The 21,143-nt window shown below is 42.6% G+C and carries 20 protein-coding genes; 16 read left to right on the top strand and 4 right to left on the bottom strand.

Features of this window, described 5'->3' with window-relative positions; translation table 11 throughout:
* Positions 1 to 103: 103 nt before the first annotated feature.
* Positions 104 to 1,186 (bottom strand): 3-deoxy-7-phosphoheptulonate synthase, encoded by a 1,083-nt coding sequence (locus JMY02_RS00565; RefSeq protein WP_201594132.1) that lies wholly within the window; start codon positions 1,184 to 1,186, stop codon positions 104 to 106.
* A gap of 353 nt (positions 1,187 to 1,539) precedes the next feature.
* Here JMY02_RS00565 and lpxB point away from each other — a divergent pair, with 353 nt between their 5' ends.
* The 3 genes from lpxB (at position 1,540) to JMY02_RS00550 (ending at position 5,246) form a co-directional block, all read left to right on the top strand.
* On the top strand, positions 1,540 to 2,850 hold the full coding sequence (gene lpxB, locus JMY02_RS00560) for a lipid-A-disaccharide synthase (RefSeq protein ID WP_227678348.1): 1,311 nt from the start codon (positions 1,540 to 1,542) through the stop codon (positions 2,848 to 2,850).
* Positions 2,851 to 2,936: 86 nt separating this feature from the next.
* Entirely contained in the window at positions 2,937 to 3,794 is an 858-nt protein-coding gene (locus tag JMY02_RS00555) for a ribonuclease HII (protein ID WP_227678347.1), read from the top strand.
* A gap of 249 nt (positions 3,795 to 4,043) precedes the next feature.
* Complete coding sequence (locus JMY02_RS00550) at positions 4,044 to 5,246, top strand: CAP domain-containing protein (protein WP_201594128.1); 1,203 nt, start codon at positions 4,044 to 4,046, stop codon at positions 5,244 to 5,246.
* A gap of 114 nt (positions 5,247 to 5,360) precedes the next feature.
* Here JMY02_RS00550 and JMY02_RS00545 read toward each other — a convergent pair whose 3' ends face one another.
* Complete coding sequence (locus JMY02_RS00545) at positions 5,361 to 6,026, bottom strand: DUF924 family protein (RefSeq protein ID WP_201594126.1); 666 nt, start codon at positions 6,024 to 6,026, stop codon at positions 5,361 to 5,363.
* An 89-nt stretch (positions 6,027 to 6,115) separates the two neighbouring features.
* On the opposite strand from JMY02_RS00545, the gene JMY02_RS00540 reads away from it, so the two are divergent.
* Positions 6,116 to 7,336 (top strand): carboxynorspermidine decarboxylase, encoded by a 1,221-nt coding sequence (locus tag JMY02_RS00540; protein WP_201594124.1) that lies wholly within the window; start codon positions 6,116 to 6,118, stop codon positions 7,334 to 7,336.
* A gap of 239 nt (positions 7,337 to 7,575) precedes the next feature.
* Entirely contained in the window at positions 7,576 to 8,850 is a 1,275-nt protein-coding gene (locus JMY02_RS00535) for a saccharopine dehydrogenase family protein (protein WP_201594121.1), read from the top strand.
* A gap of 976 nt (positions 8,851 to 9,826) precedes the next feature.
* Here the strand turns inward: JMY02_RS00535 and htpX are convergent.
* Positions 9,827 to 10,741 (bottom strand): protease HtpX, encoded by a 915-nt coding sequence (gene htpX / locus JMY02_RS00530; protein WP_201594119.1) that lies wholly within the window; start codon positions 10,739 to 10,741, stop codon positions 9,827 to 9,829.
* A 313-nt stretch (positions 10,742 to 11,054) separates the two neighbouring features.
* On the opposite strand from htpX, the gene JMY02_RS00525 reads away from it, so the two are divergent.
* Together JMY02_RS00525 and JMY02_RS00520 are read left to right on the top strand one after the other, a co-directional pair.
* Complete coding sequence (locus JMY02_RS00525; protein WP_201594117.1) at positions 11,055 to 11,861, top strand: PhzF family phenazine biosynthesis protein; 807 nt, start codon at positions 11,055 to 11,057, stop codon at positions 11,859 to 11,861.
* 6 nt (positions 11,862 to 11,867) lie between these two features.
* Positions 11,868 to 12,200: a YnfA family protein gene (locus JMY02_RS00520; RefSeq protein WP_201594115.1), complete on the top strand. Its 333-nt coding sequence runs from the start codon at positions 11,868 to 11,870 to the stop codon at positions 12,198 to 12,200.
* Between the two features lie 68 nt (positions 12,201 to 12,268).
* Here JMY02_RS00520 and JMY02_RS13685 read toward each other — a convergent pair whose 3' ends face one another.
* Entirely contained in the window at positions 12,269 to 12,391 is a 123-nt protein-coding gene (locus tag JMY02_RS13685) for a hypothetical protein (protein WP_021815223.1), read from the bottom strand.
* Between the two features lie 330 nt (positions 12,392 to 12,721).
* Between JMY02_RS13685 and JMY02_RS00515 the strand changes: the two genes are divergently transcribed.
* The 9 genes from JMY02_RS00515 (at position 12,722) to lptA (ending at position 21,137) form a co-directional block, all read left to right on the top strand.
* A complete protein-coding gene (locus JMY02_RS00515) occupies positions 12,722 to 13,333 on the top strand; it encodes a 6-pyruvoyl trahydropterin synthase family protein (RefSeq protein ID WP_201594113.1) in 612 nt (203 codons plus the stop codon).
* 5 nt (positions 13,334 to 13,338) lie between these two features.
* The gene (gene tsaE / locus JMY02_RS00510) at positions 13,339 to 13,860 is read left to right on the top strand and encodes a tRNA (adenosine(37)-N6)-threonylcarbamoyltransferase complex ATPase subunit type 1 TsaE (RefSeq protein WP_201594111.1); all 522 of its coding nucleotides are present in this window, start codon (positions 13,339 to 13,341) and stop codon (positions 13,858 to 13,860) included.
* A gap of 205 nt (positions 13,861 to 14,065) precedes the next feature.
* Positions 14,066 to 15,823, top strand: coding sequence for a DNA mismatch repair endonuclease MutL (mutL, locus tag JMY02_RS00505; RefSeq protein WP_201594109.1), 1,758 nt, complete (start codon positions 14,066 to 14,068; stop codon positions 15,821 to 15,823).
* 68 nt (positions 15,824 to 15,891) lie between these two features.
* Positions 15,892 to 17,073: a tRNA (adenosine(37)-N6)-dimethylallyltransferase MiaA gene (gene miaA, locus JMY02_RS00500; RefSeq protein WP_201594107.1), complete on the top strand. Its 1,182-nt coding sequence runs from the start codon at positions 15,892 to 15,894 to the stop codon at positions 17,071 to 17,073.
* A gap of 445 nt (positions 17,074 to 17,518) precedes the next feature.
* Positions 17,519 to 18,046, top strand: a complete 528-nt coding sequence (hfq, locus tag JMY02_RS00495; RefSeq protein WP_201594105.1) for an RNA chaperone Hfq — start codon at positions 17,519 to 17,521, stop codon at positions 18,044 to 18,046.
* Positions 18,047 to 18,280: 234 nt separating this feature from the next.
* Complete coding sequence (locus tag JMY02_RS00490; protein WP_201594103.1) at positions 18,281 to 19,273, top strand: KpsF/GutQ family sugar-phosphate isomerase; 993 nt, start codon at positions 18,281 to 18,283, stop codon at positions 19,271 to 19,273.
* 36 nt (positions 19,274 to 19,309) lie between these two features.
* Positions 19,310 to 19,876, top strand: a complete 567-nt coding sequence (locus JMY02_RS00485; protein WP_201594101.1) for a KdsC family phosphatase — start codon at positions 19,310 to 19,312, stop codon at positions 19,874 to 19,876.
* Positions 19,873 to 20,457 carry an LPS export ABC transporter periplasmic protein LptC gene (lptC, locus tag JMY02_RS00480; protein ID WP_201594099.1) on the top strand — a complete coding sequence of 195 codons (585 nt, stop codon included), beginning with the start codon at positions 19,873 to 19,875 and terminating at the stop codon, positions 20,455 to 20,457. The genes JMY02_RS00485 and lptC overlap by 4 nt, the downstream gene beginning before the upstream one ends.
* 191 nt (positions 20,458 to 20,648) lie before the next feature.
* A complete protein-coding gene (gene lptA / locus JMY02_RS00475) occupies positions 20,649 to 21,137 on the top strand; it encodes a lipopolysaccharide transport periplasmic protein LptA (RefSeq protein ID WP_201594417.1) in 489 nt (162 codons plus the stop codon).
* The last annotated feature ends 6 nt before the right edge of the window (positions 21,138 to 21,143 follow it).

Below are 21,143 nucleotides of genomic sequence, written 5' to 3'. Positions count from 1 at the left end.
ATAGATGAGTAGATAAAAGAATCCCGCCTGACATGATAAATGTTAGGCGGGATTTTTTCAATTGGCTTAGCATCAACTCATGATAGATAACCGCTCGTAACTATTAGCGGTTAGGCAATACGTCTTTTACCATATCACGCAAACTATGTAGAGCAGTAACCGTGCTTTCCCAATCTAGACAACCATCAGTGATCGACACGCCGTATTCGAGTGCGTCTAAATCAGCAGTTAACTCTTGACGACCACCTTTTAGATGACTCTCAATCATCATGCCAATAATAGACTTATTACCGTTTTTGATTTGTTCAGCGACATTATTGATGACCATTGGCTGTAAATAAGGATCTTTACCTGAGTTGGCATGGCTTGAATCAATCATAATCTTACTATTGGTTTTGCCTTTTGCCAGCTCATTTTCAACCTGAGCGACAGCCGTTTCGTCATAGTTAGGTTTTCCGTTACCACCGCGTAGTACCACATGGGCGTAAGGATTGCCTTTAGATTTGATAATACAGACTTTGCCATCTGATGACAGACCTAAAAAGCTGTGACCCGCTTTTACTGCTTGCATGGCGTTGACAGCAACTGTCATTCCGCCGTCAGTACCATTTTTAAAACCAACGGGGCATGATAAGCCAGAGCTCATTTCACGGTGCGTTTGGCTTTCGGTGGTACGTGCGCCAATGGCTGACCAACTGATCAAATCCTGCATGTATTGCGGGGTATTTGGATCCAATGCTTCGGTCGCACAAGGCAAACCTTTTTCATTCAAATCAAGCAGTAGCTTGCGAGCAGTACGTAAACCTTTTTCGATATCAAAGCTGTCATTCATATCAGGGTCATTAATCATGCCCTTCCAGCCGACGGTAGTACGCGGTTTTTCAAAATAAACACGCATCACGACAAACACGCTGTCCTCGATTTCTTTGGCCAATACGGCCAAACGATCGGCATATTCGTGAGCGGCTTTGATGTCATGAATAGAGCAGGGGCCAATGACCACAAACAGACGCTTATCTTTACCATCCAAGATATTTTGGATAGTGTTTCGACCGTTTAGTACGGTTTTATAGGCTTCATCTGATAGAGGCAGCTCAGTTTTTAGCTCAGCGGGAGTAATCAAAGGAATAAATTTTTCAATATTCACGTCGTCAATATCTGCATTATGGGTAACTGATGTTGTCATGGTTATATATCATCTAGCTGATTTATAGGAATATTCATTATGCGGACAAAAGTGTTGGTTGACAAGGGTAGTCGCGCAGTTAATTGACTGATAACTGGAATGAGGAAACCAAAACTTAGTTATAGCTAAAAATTGTTGACACTTCAGAGTGGTTGATTTTTTATAGAATTTATACGCGATTTTAGCTATTTATGCCATCGTCACGTATGATGACGACATAAACGACTGAATCCAAATACGATAGATGACACGAATGCCCATTTGGTTTGGTCATCTTATCGCTCATTTTATGGATTATCTTTTATAATAGTCATTTTTGTATTAATTGTAATTTTGAATATCGAGAGCTTGTCATGACAGATTCTGCTACGCCTCATAATGAACATACTGCTGCCATCGCTCAGACAGTGTCTGATCAATACGTAGCGACAATAAAGACGACACCACTCGTCATAGGGATTGTCGCTGGTGAAGTGTCAGGTGACAGTTTGGGGGCTGATTTCATGCAGCAAATGAATAACCTGCGTGATGATATCATTTGGGTGGGCGTTGGTGGCTCCAAAATGCAAGCGCAAGGGCTGCAAAGTATTTTTCCATTGGTACGTTTGGCGGTGATGGGGCTGGTGGAGGTGATGTCACAGTTGCCTGATTTGCTCAAAGCCCGCCGTGAGTTACTGACGGCGTTTAAAGCAGCTAATATTGATTGGTTCATTGGCATTGATGCGCCTGACTTTAATCTGAGAGTGTCTAAAAAGTTAAAGCCGCAAGGTGTGTTCTGTGTGCAGTACGTCAGTCCCTCTATTTGGGCATGGCGTGAGTCGCGCATCCACAATATTAAAGCTGCCACCAATCTGGTGTTGTGTCTATTTCCGTTTGAGCTACCAGTCTATGAGCGCCACGACCATCCAGCAATCTGTGTCGGTCATCCGCTGCTACGTACCATCGATCAAGCGTTATTGGACACGCCTATCAATCAGCGCCGTAGCGAGCTGGTCTGGCATAACGATGGGTTGCAGCAGTTTTTTATTGAACGATTTGATGATGTCAGTCAGCTTATTTGTGTGATGCCGGGCTCACGGCGCGGCGAGATTACCGCCATTTTGCCATTGATGCTGGACGGTATCCAAAAGCTGATATTGTTAGATCCCAAGCTGTGTTTTATCATTCCAACTGTCGATCAAAATCATCAATATATCGTCCAAGATGTCATTGATCGACGCTCAGAGCAACTGCGCGCGGCTATCGTTGTGGTCTATGATGATAGCCAGCCAGCTTTTAGTCAGCAGGCAATGGCGGCATCGGATGTTGTCATGCTGGCATCTGGTACGGCAACGTTAGAGGCGATGCTGCTTGAGCGACCAATGGTGGTTATTTATCAACTAAATCAGCTAACCTATCAAATTGCCAAGCGGTTGGTAAAAGTGCCTTATGTGGCATTGCCCAATATTTTAGCGGGTACGATGATTGTTCCTGAGCTTATCCAAGAGCAGGCGAGTGGCGATAATATTTGCCGTACAGTCATGCGCCTCATGCAGCCACGTGCCTATGCCGAGCAATTAAGAGACCTTGTAGATACCAAGCAATCATTGCAACAGCAGAGCAATCATGACCCTGCTAATAGTGTGATTGAGCAGTGGTTTATGCACGATAGCCACAACGCCTAATTTACAATCGCTCGTAACCCATTCTCATCCTATTAATAAAAAGACATCATAACGCTATGAGTAATCAGCATTCTGTAGGAAATAATATGACACCAATTGATATGATTATTGAGCAAGTGGATGTTAAAGGTCAGTATATTCAACTTGCAGCGCCCATCCATTTATCAGGTCAATTGAATGTCTCCGAGCTGCTCACTCAATATGCGATAAATAAAAGAGAGGATTTAGCACAGTCTTCACTACAAATTGGCGTTGATGAAGCAGGGCGTGGCCCCTTACTGGGCAGTGTCAATGTGGCGGCTGCGATATTACCGGTGGCTTGGTCAGGACTGATTGAGAATCAGCCACTCAAGGATACGCCATTGTCACTATTGACGGACTCAAAGCAGCTAAGCGAAAAGAAACGTGACGTGCTTTATCCGCAAGTTTTGCAGTATGCCATTGGTCATGTCATCGCTGATGTACCAGCAGCAGTCATCGATCAGGTCAATATTTTGCAAGCAACGATGCTTGGCATGCGTTTATGTACAGAGGTATTGCTAGCGGCGATCGCCAAACATCTTGTTAACGATGTGATTGAAGCAAGTCATGCAGCTTCTCAAATGAGAGCTTATCAGCAAGTTCAGATATTGTTTGATGGTAATCGCTGTCCTGATCTAGATTATGCAATGCTTGATGAAATAGGCATAACAAGATCATTGATTGATTGCCAAGCTTGGGTGAAGGGTGATGCGCGTCATACCAGTATAGCCGCCGCCAGTATATTGGCAAAAGTCAGTCGTGATAAAACCATGTATGCCCTTGATGCCAAGCACCCAGAATATGGTATTGCCAAGCATAAAGGTTATCCGACGCGCGCCCATATGGAGGCGATTGAAACGTATGGGGTGTTAGCCGCGCATAGACGCAGCTTTGCGCCAGTGCGAAGAGCCCTAGAGAACTGACACAAATAGAAAGTAGCTCGTTTGGTAAATAGCCTAAGTATACATATCAATTATGACTAGAAAATAAAGACCATCTACCTATTAATAATAGGTAGATGGTTTTTTTAAAATAATAACAAAAACTTTGTGTAATGTAATACAATGTTACTACGACATGTAAATTGCTGTTAAATCAAAAGACTAACGCTTTAATAGTTGAATTTTATTTTCGCTATTATTCATATATATTACTATTTAATAGGATAAGAGATGACAGTTAATACTTCTCGATCACACCTTGTTGCAATGCTCTTTTTGACAACGCTTCTAACGGCTTGCGGCGAAGGGGGCTCTGATAATACCTCTGCGTCACCAATAACTTCGCCACCAGTAATATCAACACCTGATGATCAACCTGAAGAACCCACTGATATACCTGTGGGTACCGGTAGCGAGCCAACTGAGAATGATCCTCAAGGAGCATTGAGCGCCAGCAATCATTTTAGCCTTGCAAGAACCAGTTGTGGCTTAGGGGGTTTGTCTTTAGATACTGAGCTTGATGATATTGCTATTCAGCATGCAAACTATATCAAGTATGCATTTGCTAATGGCTCACCATCCCTAGCCAGATATAATGCGCACGTCGAAGATACGATCAGTGGGGCTGCTGAAGTTACCGGCACGAATAACCCGTTTTTTAGTGGTTTGAGCTTTTCAAATCGCTTGATAAATGCAAATTATTCTAATGCGCGATATGGTGTGACTGAAAATATTGCTCAATCTACTTACTTTTCTTCAGCCGGAAATTTTTTGAGTAATGATGTGGTAGCAAGCCTAATGGCCAGATCATTATTGGCAGCACCTTATCATTTGCGTTCTTTGATGTTACCAGCCTCAAGTTTGGTGGGCACTGGAATGGTTTCATATAAACCCAATGGTGAAAATCCAGCTACCAGCCAAGGCTATGTCTTAGTCAGTCATGCGTCTGCAACACAAACGACCAGAGACAACACAGTTTCAGGTATCTTTACCTATCCTTGTCAAGGTGTGACTGGCACAGTGACTGCATTATACAACGAATCGCCAAACCCAGTTAGAAATACGGGACGTGATTTGAGTACTGATCCTATCGGCCAGCCCGTTTACATTAGCATGCCAACAGCAAACAGGATCAAGATCAGCAACATCAAATTCCGAGATCTACAGCGCGCTCAGGATGTGCCAATCCAGTTACTTGATTTTGATAATGATCCGTATCTCAATACCGAGTACGCTCTACCAGCGAACGAAGCTTTTATCCTACCAATAACTGATGATTTAGACAGTTGTGAATCCGAACGCAGTATCAATCAAAGTCAGCAATGCGGGCTTTATGGTAATACTCAATATCAAGTAAGCTTTGATGTCTTGGTTGACAACAGAGCTTTAGAAAAGCAGTCGTTCACCTTTACCACTGGTGAAGTAAACTACTAAAAACTGCTCAATCTATATAAAAAAGGGCTGAATCAGAAAACTGGTTCAGCCCTTTTTTATAAGATAACTTTTTTCGGGGTTAGCGAACGATAAAAGATCTAAAAAACATCGATATTAAAAAGACGAGTTCGGCTGCTGCAAAAAGGCTTCTTCTTCGTCCGTTGACTCGCGATCTAACGTGTCATTACGATGGGGATAACGACCAAACTGCTCAATAATATCTTTGTGACGGTGCTCAAAATCCAAGGTTTCAGCATCGCCTAGCTGTTCAAACAGTGGCAGATAATGCTCGTGAATCATTAATGATTCTGAATGCATAAAAGGTATAATCATAAATTTACGCCAATCTACTGGTAGCGTATCAAAATGCGGATGCTGAATGGCCTCTTGTGCCAATACCAAGGCCATACTGTCTTGCGAAAAAGCACACGCTCGCCCGCGACATAGATTACGTGAAAACTGATCTAAGACAATAATTTCTGCCAAACGTCCAGCCAAAGCGGTGATTGAACTGTTACTGTCTGCTGGTGCTATTGTGATGCGCCATGTCACACATTCTCCCTGCTTTGCCGCCTGCCAAATTGTGCCAAATTTATCATTTATCTGCTGATCAAATGGATCGTTTTTGGCAAACCAATATTGCTCGTTGTCTTTGTCAAACCAAAAATCCAAGACCGCACGGGCATCAACATTGAGATACTCTAAATTGATGTTTTTTGGATCAACTGCCGATACATTGGTGCGGTTGGTAGAAGAGGAATAATCGGTGGATAATGACATAAGATATTCTAATTATGATGAATTTAGTCTACTATAGCGCAAATATTTATCTCTGTCATGATGCCAACAGCGGCTATTAGGTAACCTTTATGAACGCAAAAAACTCAGTAAAAAATCCCGACGCCTCTTTGCCATCAACGCCTTATTACCTACTTGATGAAGCGGCAATCGTTGCCAATATGCAGATTATCGCTCGGCTGTGTGAGTTATCAGGTGCTAAGGCGTTACTGGCGCTCAAATGCTTTGCAACATGGGGTGTGTTTGATGTGATGCAGCCGTATTTACATGGCACGACCTCGTCATCATTGAATGAGGTGCGTTTGGGCTATGAAACCTTTGGTAATAATGCCGATGTTAATAGCAAAGATAAAAAAGAAACGCATGCTTATAGCGTGGCCTATAGCGCTGATGAAATCCCTGAAGTACTCAGCTATGCGGATAAGATTATTTTTAACTCAATCTCGCAACTCAACGCGTTTAAAGATCAAGCAGCGGCGCAAGGTGTTCCAGTCGGATTGCGCTTGAACCCAAAAACGAGCAATTCATCGTTTATTATTGCAGATCCTGCTCGTCCTTTTAGTCGTCTTGGTGAGCATGATAGAGACAAAATTGCAGCAGTGCTTGATGATATTACGGGTGTGATGATTCATAACAACTGTGAAAATGACAGCTTTGAGGCTTTTAGTGAGAGCTTAGCAGATATAGAAGCTCGATTTGGAGACATTTTAGAGCAGCTAGAGTGGGTGAGTTTGGGCGGCGGCATTCATTTTATTGCGCCTGATTATCCATTAGAAAAGCTTGCCGAAAGATTAAAAGGGTTCAGCGAGACTTATGGCGTACAAGTGTATCTTGAGCCGGGGGAGGCGAGTATTCATGGCGCAGGTTCATTGGTCACGACCGTATTAGATACCATGCACAATGAAAAAAACTTGGCGGTCGTCGACGCCTCCATTGAAGCGCATATGCTGGATTTGCTGATTTATCGTGAGTCAGCGCCCATCAATGCTATTAACGAAGAAGCAATAAATATCTTGCCTGTTAATACTGATAAATCCGCGGATATGTCAGATAACACGATCATCTATGGTCGTTCTTGTTTGGCGGGTGATATCTTTGGTGAATATGAATTACCGAGTACTTTAAAGGTAGGGGACAAGATTGCTTTTGGTAATGCCGCAGGTTATACCATGGTAAAGAAAAATTGGTTTAATGGTGTGAATATGCCAGCCATTATTATTCGTCGTCTGGATGGCAGTATCGATATTCAGCGCGAGTTCGATTATCAAGACTACAAAGCAAGCTTGTCTTAATTTTAAATCTGCTGGTTTGTGATATACACAACTATTAGTTATCTTATTTATTAATTATTGCCGAAAAGCATGTAAAAATTGTTATAATCGCGTCGGGCAAATACGAGAGTATTATTTGCCCGACGGGTGCGTGGGTTTTCCTCGGTCTTCCTTTTTAATTCACGCATATCATTCACTCGTTTCTGTTTTGCATAGCCGCGATCAATGGTATCGACAGGGACACAAAGGAGGATTGTTCATTGAACACAAACCAACAAGTTAAGCCCAGCAAAAAAAACGTACTTATCATTGGGGCAGGCGGCGTCGCTCAAGTGGTTGCACATAAATGTGCCATGCATAATGACGTACTTGGCGAGATTCATATCGCCTCGCGTACTTTAGACAAGTGCAACGCTATCGCTCAAAGCGTCATAGAAAAAAACAGCTTTAAAACGCATGCGGTATTGCATACGCATCAAGTCGATGCCATGGATACTCAAGCATTAATCGATCTCATACAAGCCACTGGTGTGCAGATTATCATTAATGTCGGCTCCGCATTTGTCAATATGACGGTGCTCGAAGCTTGTATTGAGACAGGTGTGGCTTACATCGATACTGCCATCCATGAAGATCCCAGCAAGATTTGCGAGACGCCGCCATGGTATGACAACTATGAGTGGAAGCGTAAACAGCGCTGTGCGGACAATAATGTTACCGCGATTTTAGGCGCAGGGTTTGATCCTGGTATGGTCAATGCTTATGCACGTCTTGGCTATGACATGATGGATACAGGCTCGGTTACTGACATTGATATTATCGATATTAATGCAGGCAGCCACGGCAAATATTTTGCTACTAACTTTGATCCTGAGATTAACTTCCGTGAATTTACTGGGACGGTTTACTCTTGGCAGGATAGTAAGTGGCAATCTAATAAAATGTTTGAAGTGAAGCGTACCGATGATTTGCCAGTCGTTGGTGTACAAAACAGCTATTTAAGCGGTCATGATGAGGTTCACTCGTTATCTGCTAACTTAGATGTCCCCAATATCCGCTTTTGGATGGGTTTTGGTGAGCACTATATGAATGTCTTTACTGTGCTGCAAAACCTAGGTTTGCTGTCTGAGCAGCCTGTGATGACCGCTGAAGGCCAAGAAGTGATTCCGTTAAAAGTCGTCAAAGCCGTGCTACCAGACCCAAGCTCGCTGGCACCGAATTATACTGGCAAAACCTGTATTGGTGACAAGGTAAAAGGTAAGATTGATGGCGTCGATACCGAGGTATTTATCTATAATATCTCCGACCATAAAGACGCTTATAATGAAGTCGGTAGCCAAGGTATTTCTTATACTGCTGGCGTACCACCTGTTGCGGCTGCCATGCTAGTCGCGACTGGTGAATGGGATGCAGGCAAGATGGTCAACGTCGAAGAGCTGGATGCCAAGCCATTTATTAATCTATTGAACAAGATTGGTTTGCCAACGCGTATCAAAGACAGTGAAGGCGATAGAGCGCTTGAGTTTGATATTTAGTTAGCGAATGTGATTCAATCAAAAGCCTATCTGTTATAGATAGGCTTTTTTATGTCTGGGTCTATAGGGAGTTTTGGACAGGACAGACGCTATAGTTGGGGTATAGAGTGATATTATGTTCTTGCTACTATCTATCGTGGCTTGAATTATCTACACTTAGTATTCAATATTTTCGATTGTATAATATGTTAAGCATTTAAAAGTTTCGGAGCCATCAACTCCGAATGTCGCCTGATAAGCGGCTAAAGGGCGATCCCTTATCTAGAGTAGTCTCGAAATTTGGGCTGGTTGTGCCAGCAGAAGTCGTCTGATCGGGTAAGCTTATACTAGTCAAAGTCAGCCCAACCGCGTGGCAACGCGGTATATAAATGCGAATCTTTAATGATTCAACCGGTTGAGTCGTTTGAATGGATCAATGCCATGAAAATATCAACCAATATAGAGATTAAAGTAAATGTAGCAGCAGTAATTACAGCCATTAGTGGGTTTTTTCTTACAATTGCTATGATTTATTTCAATCTTTGAAAAGTCCTATGATGTCAGCGGCAGTTGGCATTATAGGCATTAAATATAACGTTTGCAGCCGCCTATAGGATTTTTAGGTCAGCGGTTAGCGGTGGAGGTTCAAATCCTCCAGCTCTTGTTTTGTTCCTAGTTATCTGTCTCATGTTGATGATTTTGTCTTATTTAAAAAATCGTATGTTGACAACTTTAGATTCAGACTATAATTCTGAAAAGGAGGATAATTATATGGGAAAAGTAGCAATTTCAAAATGTTTTGCAGCTTCAGTAATTGATGTTATTCAAGCGCTGGGAACAAGTCTTGTGGCCTTTGGTGGGCCGCTTACCTAAGAGTCTTTTATTAATTGAATAGATATCATTGTATTAAAAGATAACTAAGAACTTTTAAAATTAAATCAGCCCAACAGGGTGCGCCCAGCGCACCCTATAACTAAAATACAATACAATCAACCGATTAAACCTGACTAGGATTATAATTTCTCAATGCCGCAATACGGTCATCGAGAGTCGGGTGTGAGCGAAACAGGTTGGCGATACTAAAGCCTTGTGTTTGTCCTGATGAGATCGCAAATGCTTTCATACTCTCAGGCATTTGATCTGGGCGCTGTGCAGAAGGACGCAGCGCATCAAGCGCACTAATCATCTTGTCTTTGCTGGCAAGTTTTGCACCCATCTCATCAGCACGGAATTCGCGTAGACGTGAGAACCACATAACAATGGCAGATGCTAAGAAACCGAGCAAAATATCCATCACAATACTGGTCACAAAGTATCCAATACCAGGGCTATCGCTGGTATTTTTGAACACAGTACGGTCTACGAAACTACCAATAATACGCGCAAAGAACATCACAAAGGCGTTCACCACCCCTTGAATGAGCGCAAGTGTGACCATATCACCGTTTGCCACATGGCCAATCTCATGTGCGAGTACCGCTTCTACTTCATCTTGATTCATGTTCTGCAATAGACCGGATGAAACCGCCACCAGCGCTTTATTTTTGTTCCAGCCGGTAGCAAAAGCGTTTGGCTGTGAGTTATTAAAAATACCCACTTCAGGCATACCGATATTCACAGCTTGTGCTTGTTTGGCAACGGTATCTACGAGCCATTGTTCAGTGGCATTGCTGGGTGTTTTAATCACAACCGTACCTGTTGATCTCTTGGCCATCCATTTCGAGATAAATAGTGATACCATCGAACCAACCATGCCGTATATGCCGCACATAATCGCCAGACTGGTGTAGTTTAGCCCGCCCGCACCATGTACGCCTCCAATCCCAAAAAATCTGGATAAAATACCAAACACGATGCTAAATACCACAATCACCGCTAAGTTGGTTAATAAGAACAATCCAATACGCATCATGACGCTAATTTCCTAATTAAAATTTAAGTGCAACTTTAGGATAAAACCCTTTAGTAAGCAGTTATTTATATATTTTGATTCTATGTAAATGGCGTTATTTTGATAAATAACAATACCTTTGATGGTTTAAGTGCGGCGACATTACATCCTAGTGCTACTATTCAAGCTAGCAGCACTAGGGTGTTTTTGCTACTATCGGTCGTTATATAGTTAGGTCAATATAAAAGAGAGTTAGCGAGATTGAGATAAGTTTTTATCGACAAGCTTATCAATAATTCAATAGTCATTCGTATAACTAAAAAGAGAATATCAAATGCAATTAGAAATTAATGTGATCGATGCGTTTACTGACACTGTTTTTAAAGGCAATTCCGCTGCGGTTATTGTGACATATGAATGGTTAGATGATACTTTGATGCAGTCTATTGCGTCTGAAAATAACTTGTCTGAAACGGCTTTTATCGTTGTTGATGATAAAGGTATCTATCATATTCGCTGGTTTTCACCGTTAACTGAAATTGACTTCTGTGGTCATGCGACATTAGCGTCTGCCTTTGTACTGTTTAATAAAAACCTAAACGTACAGTCGATTAAATTTTCAGCCAAAGCTGTTGGCGTAATGACCATTGTCCAAACAGAAGCAGGCAAGATACAAATGGACTTCCCTAATAGAATGCCTGAAAAAGTTGATGAAATTCCAGAGAGTCTATCAGCAGGGCTTTCCATTGCGCCTGCTGAAGTCTACCGTAATACTCAAGCGTATTTCGTCATATATGACTCTGAATCGGATGTATTGAATGTTGTGCGTGATAATGAGAAATTGAAGCAGCTAGCGCCTTATGATGTGGTTGTAACTTGTCAGGCAACCTCAGAAAAGTATTATGATTTTGTCTCTAGATACTTTTGGCCAGCAAATGGTGGTGATGAAGACCCAGTAACTGGTTCGATCCATACTGGTCTTGCCCCTTTATGGGCGGAGCGTTTGGGTAAAAATGAATTGGTTGCTTATCAAGCGTCTAAGAGAGGCGGCGTGCTTAACTGCACCGTGGCAAATGATAGAGTGCTTGTTTCTGGTAATGCCGTGCAGTATTTGACGGGCTTTATTACAGTTGAGGGGTAATGTTTTTTGACTGAATTAAAGACGGTTGGGCTTTTTGCATTGACAGCCCTTGCAGAGATTGTTGGATGTTATTTGCCTTATCTTTGGCTACGAGAAGGCAAGTCCATTTGGTTGCTTATTCCTGCGGTGCTCAGTTTGGCGGCTTTTGTGTGGTTGCTGACATTACATCCAACGGCGGTAGGTCGAGTCTATGCCGCTTACGGTGGAGTGTATGTCGTTATGGCAATCATTTGGCTTTGGACAGTGGACGGCATTCGGCCGACTACATGGGATATATTAGGTTCTGCGGTGGCACTATTGGGAATGGCGATTATTATGTTTGCGCCGCGCAGTACATGACATAAAAATGCCAATCAAACGGTGAAGTTGATTGGCATAGATTCAATTGGCATAGCAACGCACTAATATTAATGTTTGCCTAAGATACTGCCATTGTCATCTTTCTTTGCTTGTTTGGCGGCTTTTTTCTCTTTTGCTGTCAAAAGCGGTTTCTTTTTGACGTTCTTTTTACTGTCTTGACCTTTGCTCATGGCTCTTTCCTTTGGGGTTAATAAATATACGGTTTTCTAAGTGAGAGTAAACTGACTTAATAATGACACCATGACAGTTAATACAAACACTATACTTTGATTCGAGTATAAGCGTAAGGGTGAGCAATTGATAGCGCTTGAACAATTCCACTACGATTTAATACTCTTTTTGGAACGCTTAGGTGCAATTGATTCGTTCAATCAATACGAGTATTGATAAGTGCTTACTTACGGATACATGGCAATTTGCTATAATGAGTGACAAGCCGATGACTAGACGCGGCAAACTCCTATTTAGCACAAAGATGCTTACTGTTTTGGTTGATTATCATGCGTATCCGTAAACTGTTTAAATTTGAAAACGCTCATATTGTTCGCAATTGTAGCTCTGAGCGTTGTAAACATTCTATTCATGGCCATAGCTATCAGATTGAATTGATTCTTGAGGCCAAGCGCTTGGATCATGGACAGATGGTTTATGATTTTGGTCTGCTGAAATCTTCGATCAAAGACATCATTGACAGTTTTGATCATGCCATCTGTTTTTGGAATAAAGACGATCCTGACTATATCGCTGCTTGCAAAAAATTCAGTGCGCGTTGGATCAGTTTGCCAGTATCACCGTCGGCGGAGCAGTTCTCGCGCGTGATATTTTTTTGGGCGCAAGAGATTTTACAACAAACCCAAATGCAAAATGGTGAGACAGATGTCAGCATTTACTCGGTGATTGCCCACGAAACCGCGACTGGTTATGCGCAGTGTTTTGCTGATGATGTGGCTAATGAGCAAATGGGCAAACTTGATTTAGAAGCGTTTGAGTTCAGCGAGCAAGTTTGTGCTGAATGGCATGATCCTGAGCTGTATGCCAAGTTGATTCGCGGGGAGCGTTTTGTCAATCCGTCAGTCACTATGCAGGTGCATACGCAAGTAAAGGCAGATTAAGCCAGATGTCTAATAATATAACAGACAACAAAAATGTGAAGACATTGATACTGCACTCTGAAGAGGATACGCAAGCTTTAGCCAAGCAACTGGCTGCTTTGTCATTGACAGGAAGCGTTTGGCTGGCAGGGGATTTGGGTGCAGGCAAAACCACATTGACTCGCTATTGGTTACAAGCGTTAGGGCATCAAGGCGCGGTGAAAAGCCCGACTTATACGTTGGTTGAGCCTTATAGTATTCGACAAAGTGATGGGACAAATAAACCTGTTTATCATGCGGATCTGTATCGTTTACAAGATCCAGAAGAGTTGTCATTTATAGGTTTTGATGAGTATCTGGATGAACCAAATGCACTGGTCATTATCGAATGGGCCAATCGTGCCGATAGTTATTTGCCAGCACCATCGCTGTTTATTGATATGACCCAAGGTAGTGACGATAATAATAAAGATGCTCGTCAAGTTGATTTGCGCCTATCGAAAGTAGGCCAAGCGCAAGGGATAGATTTATCAGTACTTAATATTTAGGTTTTAGGTTAATAGTTGATACCGAATAAAACGGGTACGCGATATTATAAAGCGAAACTGGTACAATTTTTTCTTGCTTGCTGTGCCGTTGCAGCTCGATGCTACAAAAAATTTATCCCAGTCTCGCTGACTCTCGTTTATATTGAACTGACTGTAACATATGATGAATACCTGACGTGCACTTCGAAATATATGATGCTCATTAATGTCCGATAATTATTCTAATACACGTATTAAAAAACTGTCACCGTTGCTAATCAATCAATTAGCTGCTGGTGAGGTCGTAACGCGTCCTGCAGCGGTGGTCAAAGAGTTGCTTGAGAATGCCATTGATGCAGGGGCTACCACTATCGCGGTACATATTGCTCAAGGCGGTATGGGCATGATTGAAGTGGTGGACAACGGTGCTGGTATTCACCGCGATGATATGGTGATGGCGATTACTCGTCATGCGACCAGTAAAGTCGCTGATGTGGCCAATCTTCATGGCATTATGACGTTGGGTTTTCGTGGAGAGGCATTGGCAGCGACGGCTGCTGTTTCGCGTCTGACATTGACCAGCAGTCATGACCATAGTGGTATCGGCCGCCAATTACAGGTCGCAGGTATATTGGATGATACGCCGAAACTATTACCTGTTGTGCACAATCGTGGTACGACAATTACGGTCAGAGATTTATACTTTAACGTGCCTGCTCGCCGAGGCAATTTAAAGTCGATTGCAACCGAATTTGGGCATATTGAAACCATTGTTCGTGAAGTAGCCTTAGCGCGGGCAGATATCACGCTCACGCTCTTTCACGATCATAAGAAAAGGCTCTCATTATCTGCAAGCGCAAGCGACAGTAGTAACAATAATCGTCTGTCCTTATCACGCCTTGAGCAAGCCATTGGCACCTCGTTGACAGAGACGGCCATTGAAGTGGTGGTAGATCTATCTAGCCTGATAGAGCACGCAAAAGAATACCATAGAACCGTTAGCAGCCATGCAGGTATCAGTGGCTGGTTATGGCCTATGCGTGATCAAAAGCATACTTTGCCAAAGCTTATCTATGTGAATGGCCGGCTGGTAAAAGAGGCGTTGATTAGTAATCAGCTGCGCCAATTGGCTCAAGAAGCACAGCTTGCAGGCATCGGTTATGCGCTCTATTTTGATTTGCCTACTGAATGGCTAAATATCAATGTACATCCCTCCAAACAGCGCATCAAAATCAGTCCACTCAACAATATCATGGCGCATTTAAGCCATGCGCTTCGGACAAAGCTCAAAATGGTCAGTGCGATAGAAATGACCAGTCAACAAGACAGAGAAGTATCAGGCCGTCATATTTCTACTAGAAAATCATTTGATTCGTCCAAGATTTCATCTAGCAATGAGCCGGTACTCAATAGACAAGTGCAATCTCCTAAACAGTCATATCAGCTGTCTCCTAAACTGCTGGTAAACAAAGAGTTATCTAAATATTCAGCAGAATTCCACATTGATGAGCCTTTGGACCAGAAGGTCAAAACTTCAAGCATTGTTTCAGTGGAGACGGACATTTTTTTAGGTGATTCATTTGCAGAAAAAACACACTTACCACACTGTTTAGATGTCATCACTCGCTTGAATGATTCAATACTTGAGCCTTCTCTTATTAAACACAGCGATCGTAAAGCGTTGCCTTGGCTCCTCTTTTATCATCAAGGCCAATATTTACTTATTAGTGCAAATGACTGGTGGTCAAAGTTAGCATGGTTGTTTGAATCGAATGTGTTTAAGAATGATGGTGTATGCCAAAACGAAGAAACACTGTGCAGTGCCAGTGCTATCAATCAGCAACTGACGACTGCAAGCACGCAAATGTCCAAGCAAGATTTGACAGTGTTTACAACAGATGTCGAAGCATTATTGACTAAGCATGCAATGGCAATCATCGATAATCATCGATTGGTAACGTGGATGCTTTCATCTGAACTTTAAAAATACTACGTTAGGTTTTGGTTACTCACAATTATTAACAACTATTCATCATTACTAAAGGCAATTCCATGAGACATTCGTCCGATCGCTTATCTCATAACTCATCTCATAAATTGGCAGATAATAGTGTGGTGTGTTTGATGGCACCAACGGCCAGTGGCAAAACAGCGCTGGCTTATGAGCTATACGATACCGGACGTTATGAGCTAATTTCAGTAGATTCAGCGCTGATATATCGCGATATGAATATTGGTACAGCCAAACCGTCTGCTGCTGAGCTCATTCGTTATCCCCATTATTTAGTAGATATCATTGATCCAATGCAAAGCTATAGTGTTGCTGAGTTTGTCAGTGACGTTGCACGCTTGATTGACCGTTGTCACCAGAATGGCAAAATACCCTTGCTCGTGGGTGGCACCATGATGTACTACATGGCGCTACTGGATGGATTGTCTCCTGTGCCTGATAGTGATGACAGCGTGCGCGCGCGAGTTGAGCAGTGGCGACAAGAGGAGGGCATTGGTACATTATACGACTATCTCGGTAAAGTAGATTCAATCAGTCATCAGCGACTCAATGCCACCGATACCCAGCGCATCACCCGCGCTGTGGAAGTGTATCTGCAAACAGACATGCCAATAAGTGACTGGCAGCGCCAGCCCAAACAAGCATTGGCTCACAATCCAAACCAGCAATGGCACGCATTGGCGGTCATGCCCGATCGTCTATGGCTGCATGAGCGTATCGAGCAGCGTTTAGACATCATGTGGGATGAAGGTTTGGTGGATGAAGTCGTTCATTTACTTGAGCAGTATCCGTTGACACCTAACTTGCCTGCTATGCGCTGCGTTGGTTATCGGCAAGTATTAGAGTATTTGGTTCATATTGACCATCCAGTATTTTCCCAACCACATTTGGATAAAGCGCAATTTTATAGTGCCTTTGGCACGCTTGATGAGTCAGTCAATAAAAAAACAAAGTCAATTACCGCGTTGCAGACAGAATCTATCAGATCTGCGACTCAGACAGAGGCACTTGCTTGTCAGCAAATGCAAAATAAGGCATTATATGCTACGAGGCAGTTGGCGAAGCGCCAGCACACGTGGTTACGCAAAGTCATGCAATTGCCTAATACGCCTGTCGTAATGCCAATGGAATCTGATTTACGCAATAATAATAACTCTGTAAATAATACTCTGACGATACGAGATTTTTCTACCATGGTTCAAGCAAGAGAGTATCTGCAATAAAGGGTATCTACAATAAAAAATCATACTATTAGAAGTATTCTGTATAAAAAATGCGGTATCAAAAATCTAAGAAAATTTCATAAGCACATGAATAAGTAATGACAATTAGTTTCAAATGATGATGAAGATAGCTGTTATAATCTTACATCTATTAAAGCATTAGGCATAATGTCAGCCCAATTTCTACCTAATAGCTATTGCTTGATGGATATTTGTTGGCAAAAAATATTTATAAAACAAATCAATGAAATAAATAGTTACGTAATGACTGACAATAATAATTTATTCACGGTAAAGTGAGTCACTTAACAACGATAAGTGTTTATTTAGATACATTTTAAAAAGAAAACTTATTATTCTATCTACCTTTAGCCATTATAATTGAATCAACACTTAGAATAATTGGCGCTTAAAATATAACTATATAATATTTAGGAGAGATTTCATGTCAAAAGGACAAACTTTACAAGATCCGTTCTTGAATTCGCTGCGTAAAGATCGCATTCCTGTTTCTATTTTTTTGGTCAACGGTATCAAGCTGCAAGGTCAGATTGAGTCGTTTGATCAGTATGTGGTACTGCTCAAAAATACTGTCAGTCAAATGGTTTATAAGCATGCCATTTCAACTGTTGTACCAGCTCGTAACCCGCGAAGCAGCACAACAAGTACTGGTGCTCAAGCTCAAAGTGCCGCCCCAACAGGTTATCAGGGCAGTGGCTTTGAACGTGGTAGCAATCCTGCTGCTGGCGGCGGTTTTGAAGAGCGCGGTTTTGCGGCCAACCGTAGTGGTTTTAATCGTGGCGGCTTTAGTCAAGGTCAAGAGCGTGGTTTTGATCGCGGCAGTTTTGGTCAAGGTCAGGAACGTGGTTTTGAGCGCGGTGGTTTTGGTCAAGACCGTGGTTTTGAAACACCAGCAGAGAACACCGGCTTTGAAGACAAGTCAAACGATGACACTAATGATAGCAATGATTAAACATTAGACTGCATGATTGAGAATGCATCGTTGAGACATGAGTGATTCGATCAAGACCTGCTTCTATAGTGGGTTTTTTTTGTCTAAATAAATGTATGTAAAATCATTAGCTGACATAAAGTGTCAGGTCGGCTGTAATCACATTACTTGCTATAGCTTTGACGGATTATTATTAATATTAGGCATAGTATAGTAAAATACTATCTTGATTCATTATAAAAATAGAGTGGATTCATGAGTAATACCCAAATCAATTTGACCTATGAGCAGTTTATAAGTACAGCTATCGAAGCGATTAATACAGAGATATCAGCGTTGTCATTACTGACAGAGCAGATAGATGATAGGTTTGCGCAGGCTTGCGATATTATTTTGGCTTGCCAAGGTCGAGTCGTGGTCACTGGTATGGGTAAATCAGGATTGATTGGCCGTAAAATAGCAGCGACATTTGCTTCTACGGGCACGCCTGCATTTTTTATGCATCCTGGTGAAGCAGGGCATGGTGACTTGGGTATGTTGGTAAAAGGCGATGTATTGCTGGCAATCTCCAACTCTGGTGAATCAGATGAAATTAAAATGTTATTGCCCGTTGTCAAACGTCTGAATATACCGCTCATCAGCATTAGCCGTGATAAGCGCGGCATGCTACCCCATGCGGCAGACATTGTATTGACACTTGGTAAGTCGCAAGAGGCTTGTCCACTTAACCTTGCGCCAACGTCTAGTACCACAGCGACGTTAGCACTTGGCGACGCCTTGGCTGTGGCGTTGGTACATGCCCGCAACTTTACGTCAGAAGATTTTGCTTTGTCGCATCCAGCAGGTGCATTGGGTCGCCAGCTGCTGACGCGAGTTGAAGACTTAATGCATACTAATTATGATGAGTTACCTATCATTCATCAAAACGCACCGTTGCAAGAAGCGCTCTTTACCATGTCTGCTGGACGTTTGGGTATGACAGTGGTGATTGATGATAATGATAAGGTCGTCGGCGTGTTTACAGATGGTGACCTGAGACGCAATCTAGAAAAAGGCATTGATCTGCAAACGCCAATGCGCGACATGATGGTTCGCAATCCGCGCCACGTTAGTAAGGCCATGCGTGCGTCAGATGCGCTGAGTGTCATGAATGAAAATAGCATCAATCAGTTATTAATTATTGATGACGAGAATCATTTAGAAGCTATTATTACGGTACATGATTTGCTGCAAGCTGGTGTAAAATAGTCGCATAAAAAAACAGCCTTTAAGAAGAGACCACGGATGCAAGACTTAATCAAAAAAGCTGGACAAGTAAAGCTATTAGTAATGGACGTTGATGGTATTTTATCAAATGGTCAAATTATTTATGATGCCAATGGTACAGAGACCAAAGCATTCTCAGTTCATGATGGCGTTGGCGTCAAGTCTTTAGCGCGTTATGGTATTTTGACGGCAATTATAACTGGTCGTAGTAGTGCCATGGTTGATAAGCGTGCCGCAGAAATGGGTGTCAATTATGTGATACAAGGTCGCGATGACAAGTTAATGGCTTTTAACGAGCTGTTGTCTATCCTTGATCCAGCACTTGGTATCACTGCCGCTGATTGCGCCTATATGGGTGATGATTTACCAGATATCAAAGCGATGCAAACGGTGGGATTTTCTGCAACAGTGCCTAATGCGCACGCAGAAGTCATCAATCGCAGTGATATGATTACCACGCGTGCTGGCGGTACTGGTGCCGTACGTGAAATATGTGACCTTATTTTAAAAGGTCATGGTCACTATCAAGACTTTATCGCACACTACACGCTTGATGAAGCCAAAAATCAGGATGATTTGTCGTGAATACTCGTGTTTTAATCGTCCTCGCCCTGATTATTGCTGGTATTGCTGGCTGGTTTTTTCAGCAGCAAGGGGAAGTTGCGCCGCCCGTTAGTATGGAGACGACTGATGTCGATTATGAAGCGACAGATATCAAGGCCGTACAGACGAATGAGAAAGGTGAGACTGAGTATGAGCTCACCGCTGAATCTTTGACGCACAACCCAGAGACCAATTTAGACGAGATGTCAGGTATTACCATGAATTGGGAGCCGTCAGCTGAGCAGCGCTATCGTATCGAAGCGGGTAGTGCCGCTATTAGTCAGCAAACGGGCCAGCTTAGTTTGTCGGGTGGTTTTTCATTGGTCAGTGAAGGCAATAAAGGTGCACCTGACATTGAACCCATTAAGGTGACTGGGAGTACGCTCAAAGGCAATACCAAGTCAGGGCAGGTATATAGCGAAGAGCCTGTTAAGATTGAACAGGGTATGAATCGCTTTGAAGCCTCCAGCATGAAAGCGAACCTTGAAACAGGTGAGTATGAGTTTGGCCAAGTGGCAGTCGCCTTTACTCCAGCCGAACGCCAAGATAAAGCATTATTCTGATTAGCATTGCCTTTATTGACTATTATACTAAAAATACATGATGACACGCCCTAGCATGAAGTGCGCAAATCCTATTACCCCTTATACAACGAGTGATTTTTATGAAATATAAATCTTTGCCTGCTTTGCGCTCATCATTGATACGCTCAAATCTAATACCACACAGCTTGCGCCAATCACGTGCGTTGCCGATGGTTTTGCTGTTGGCGTTACCACTTTATAGCCATGCGTTACCATCAGATGCCAATCAAGAAATCAAGCTATTGGCTGACAAAGCCACTTATAGTGAGCGTACAGGCGTCACCAGTTACTCGGGCAGCGTCATTATCACTCAAGGTACGTTTAAGATGACCGCCGATAATATCACGGTCAATTTATCGCAGCAGCGCAGTATTAATTCTGCTGTCGCAACTGGACGCCCAGCAACCATGCAACAGGTTGTCACGCAAGAAAAAGGCTTAGCAAAAGGTCAGGCCAATAAAATTGATTACAATGCGGTGACTGGTATTGTTACTTTGACGGGCAATGCCAAACTGGTTCAAAACGGCGCAAGTTTTGCGGGTAACGTCATTCGTTATAGCCTAAAAGCAGGAGATGTTGAAGCCACTGCTGGCGGTAATCAGCGAGTAGAGCTGGTATTTCCGCCCAGTAATAGTAGCAGCCAAACTGGTATACGCTAAGCGGTG

The sequence above is a fragment of the Psychrobacter vallis genome, from assembly GCF_904846715.1.
GTDB classification, from domain to species: domain Bacteria; phylum Pseudomonadota; class Gammaproteobacteria; order Pseudomonadales; family Moraxellaceae; genus Psychrobacter; species Psychrobacter vallis.
This window is presented reverse-complemented; position numbering and strand designations above follow the sequence as displayed.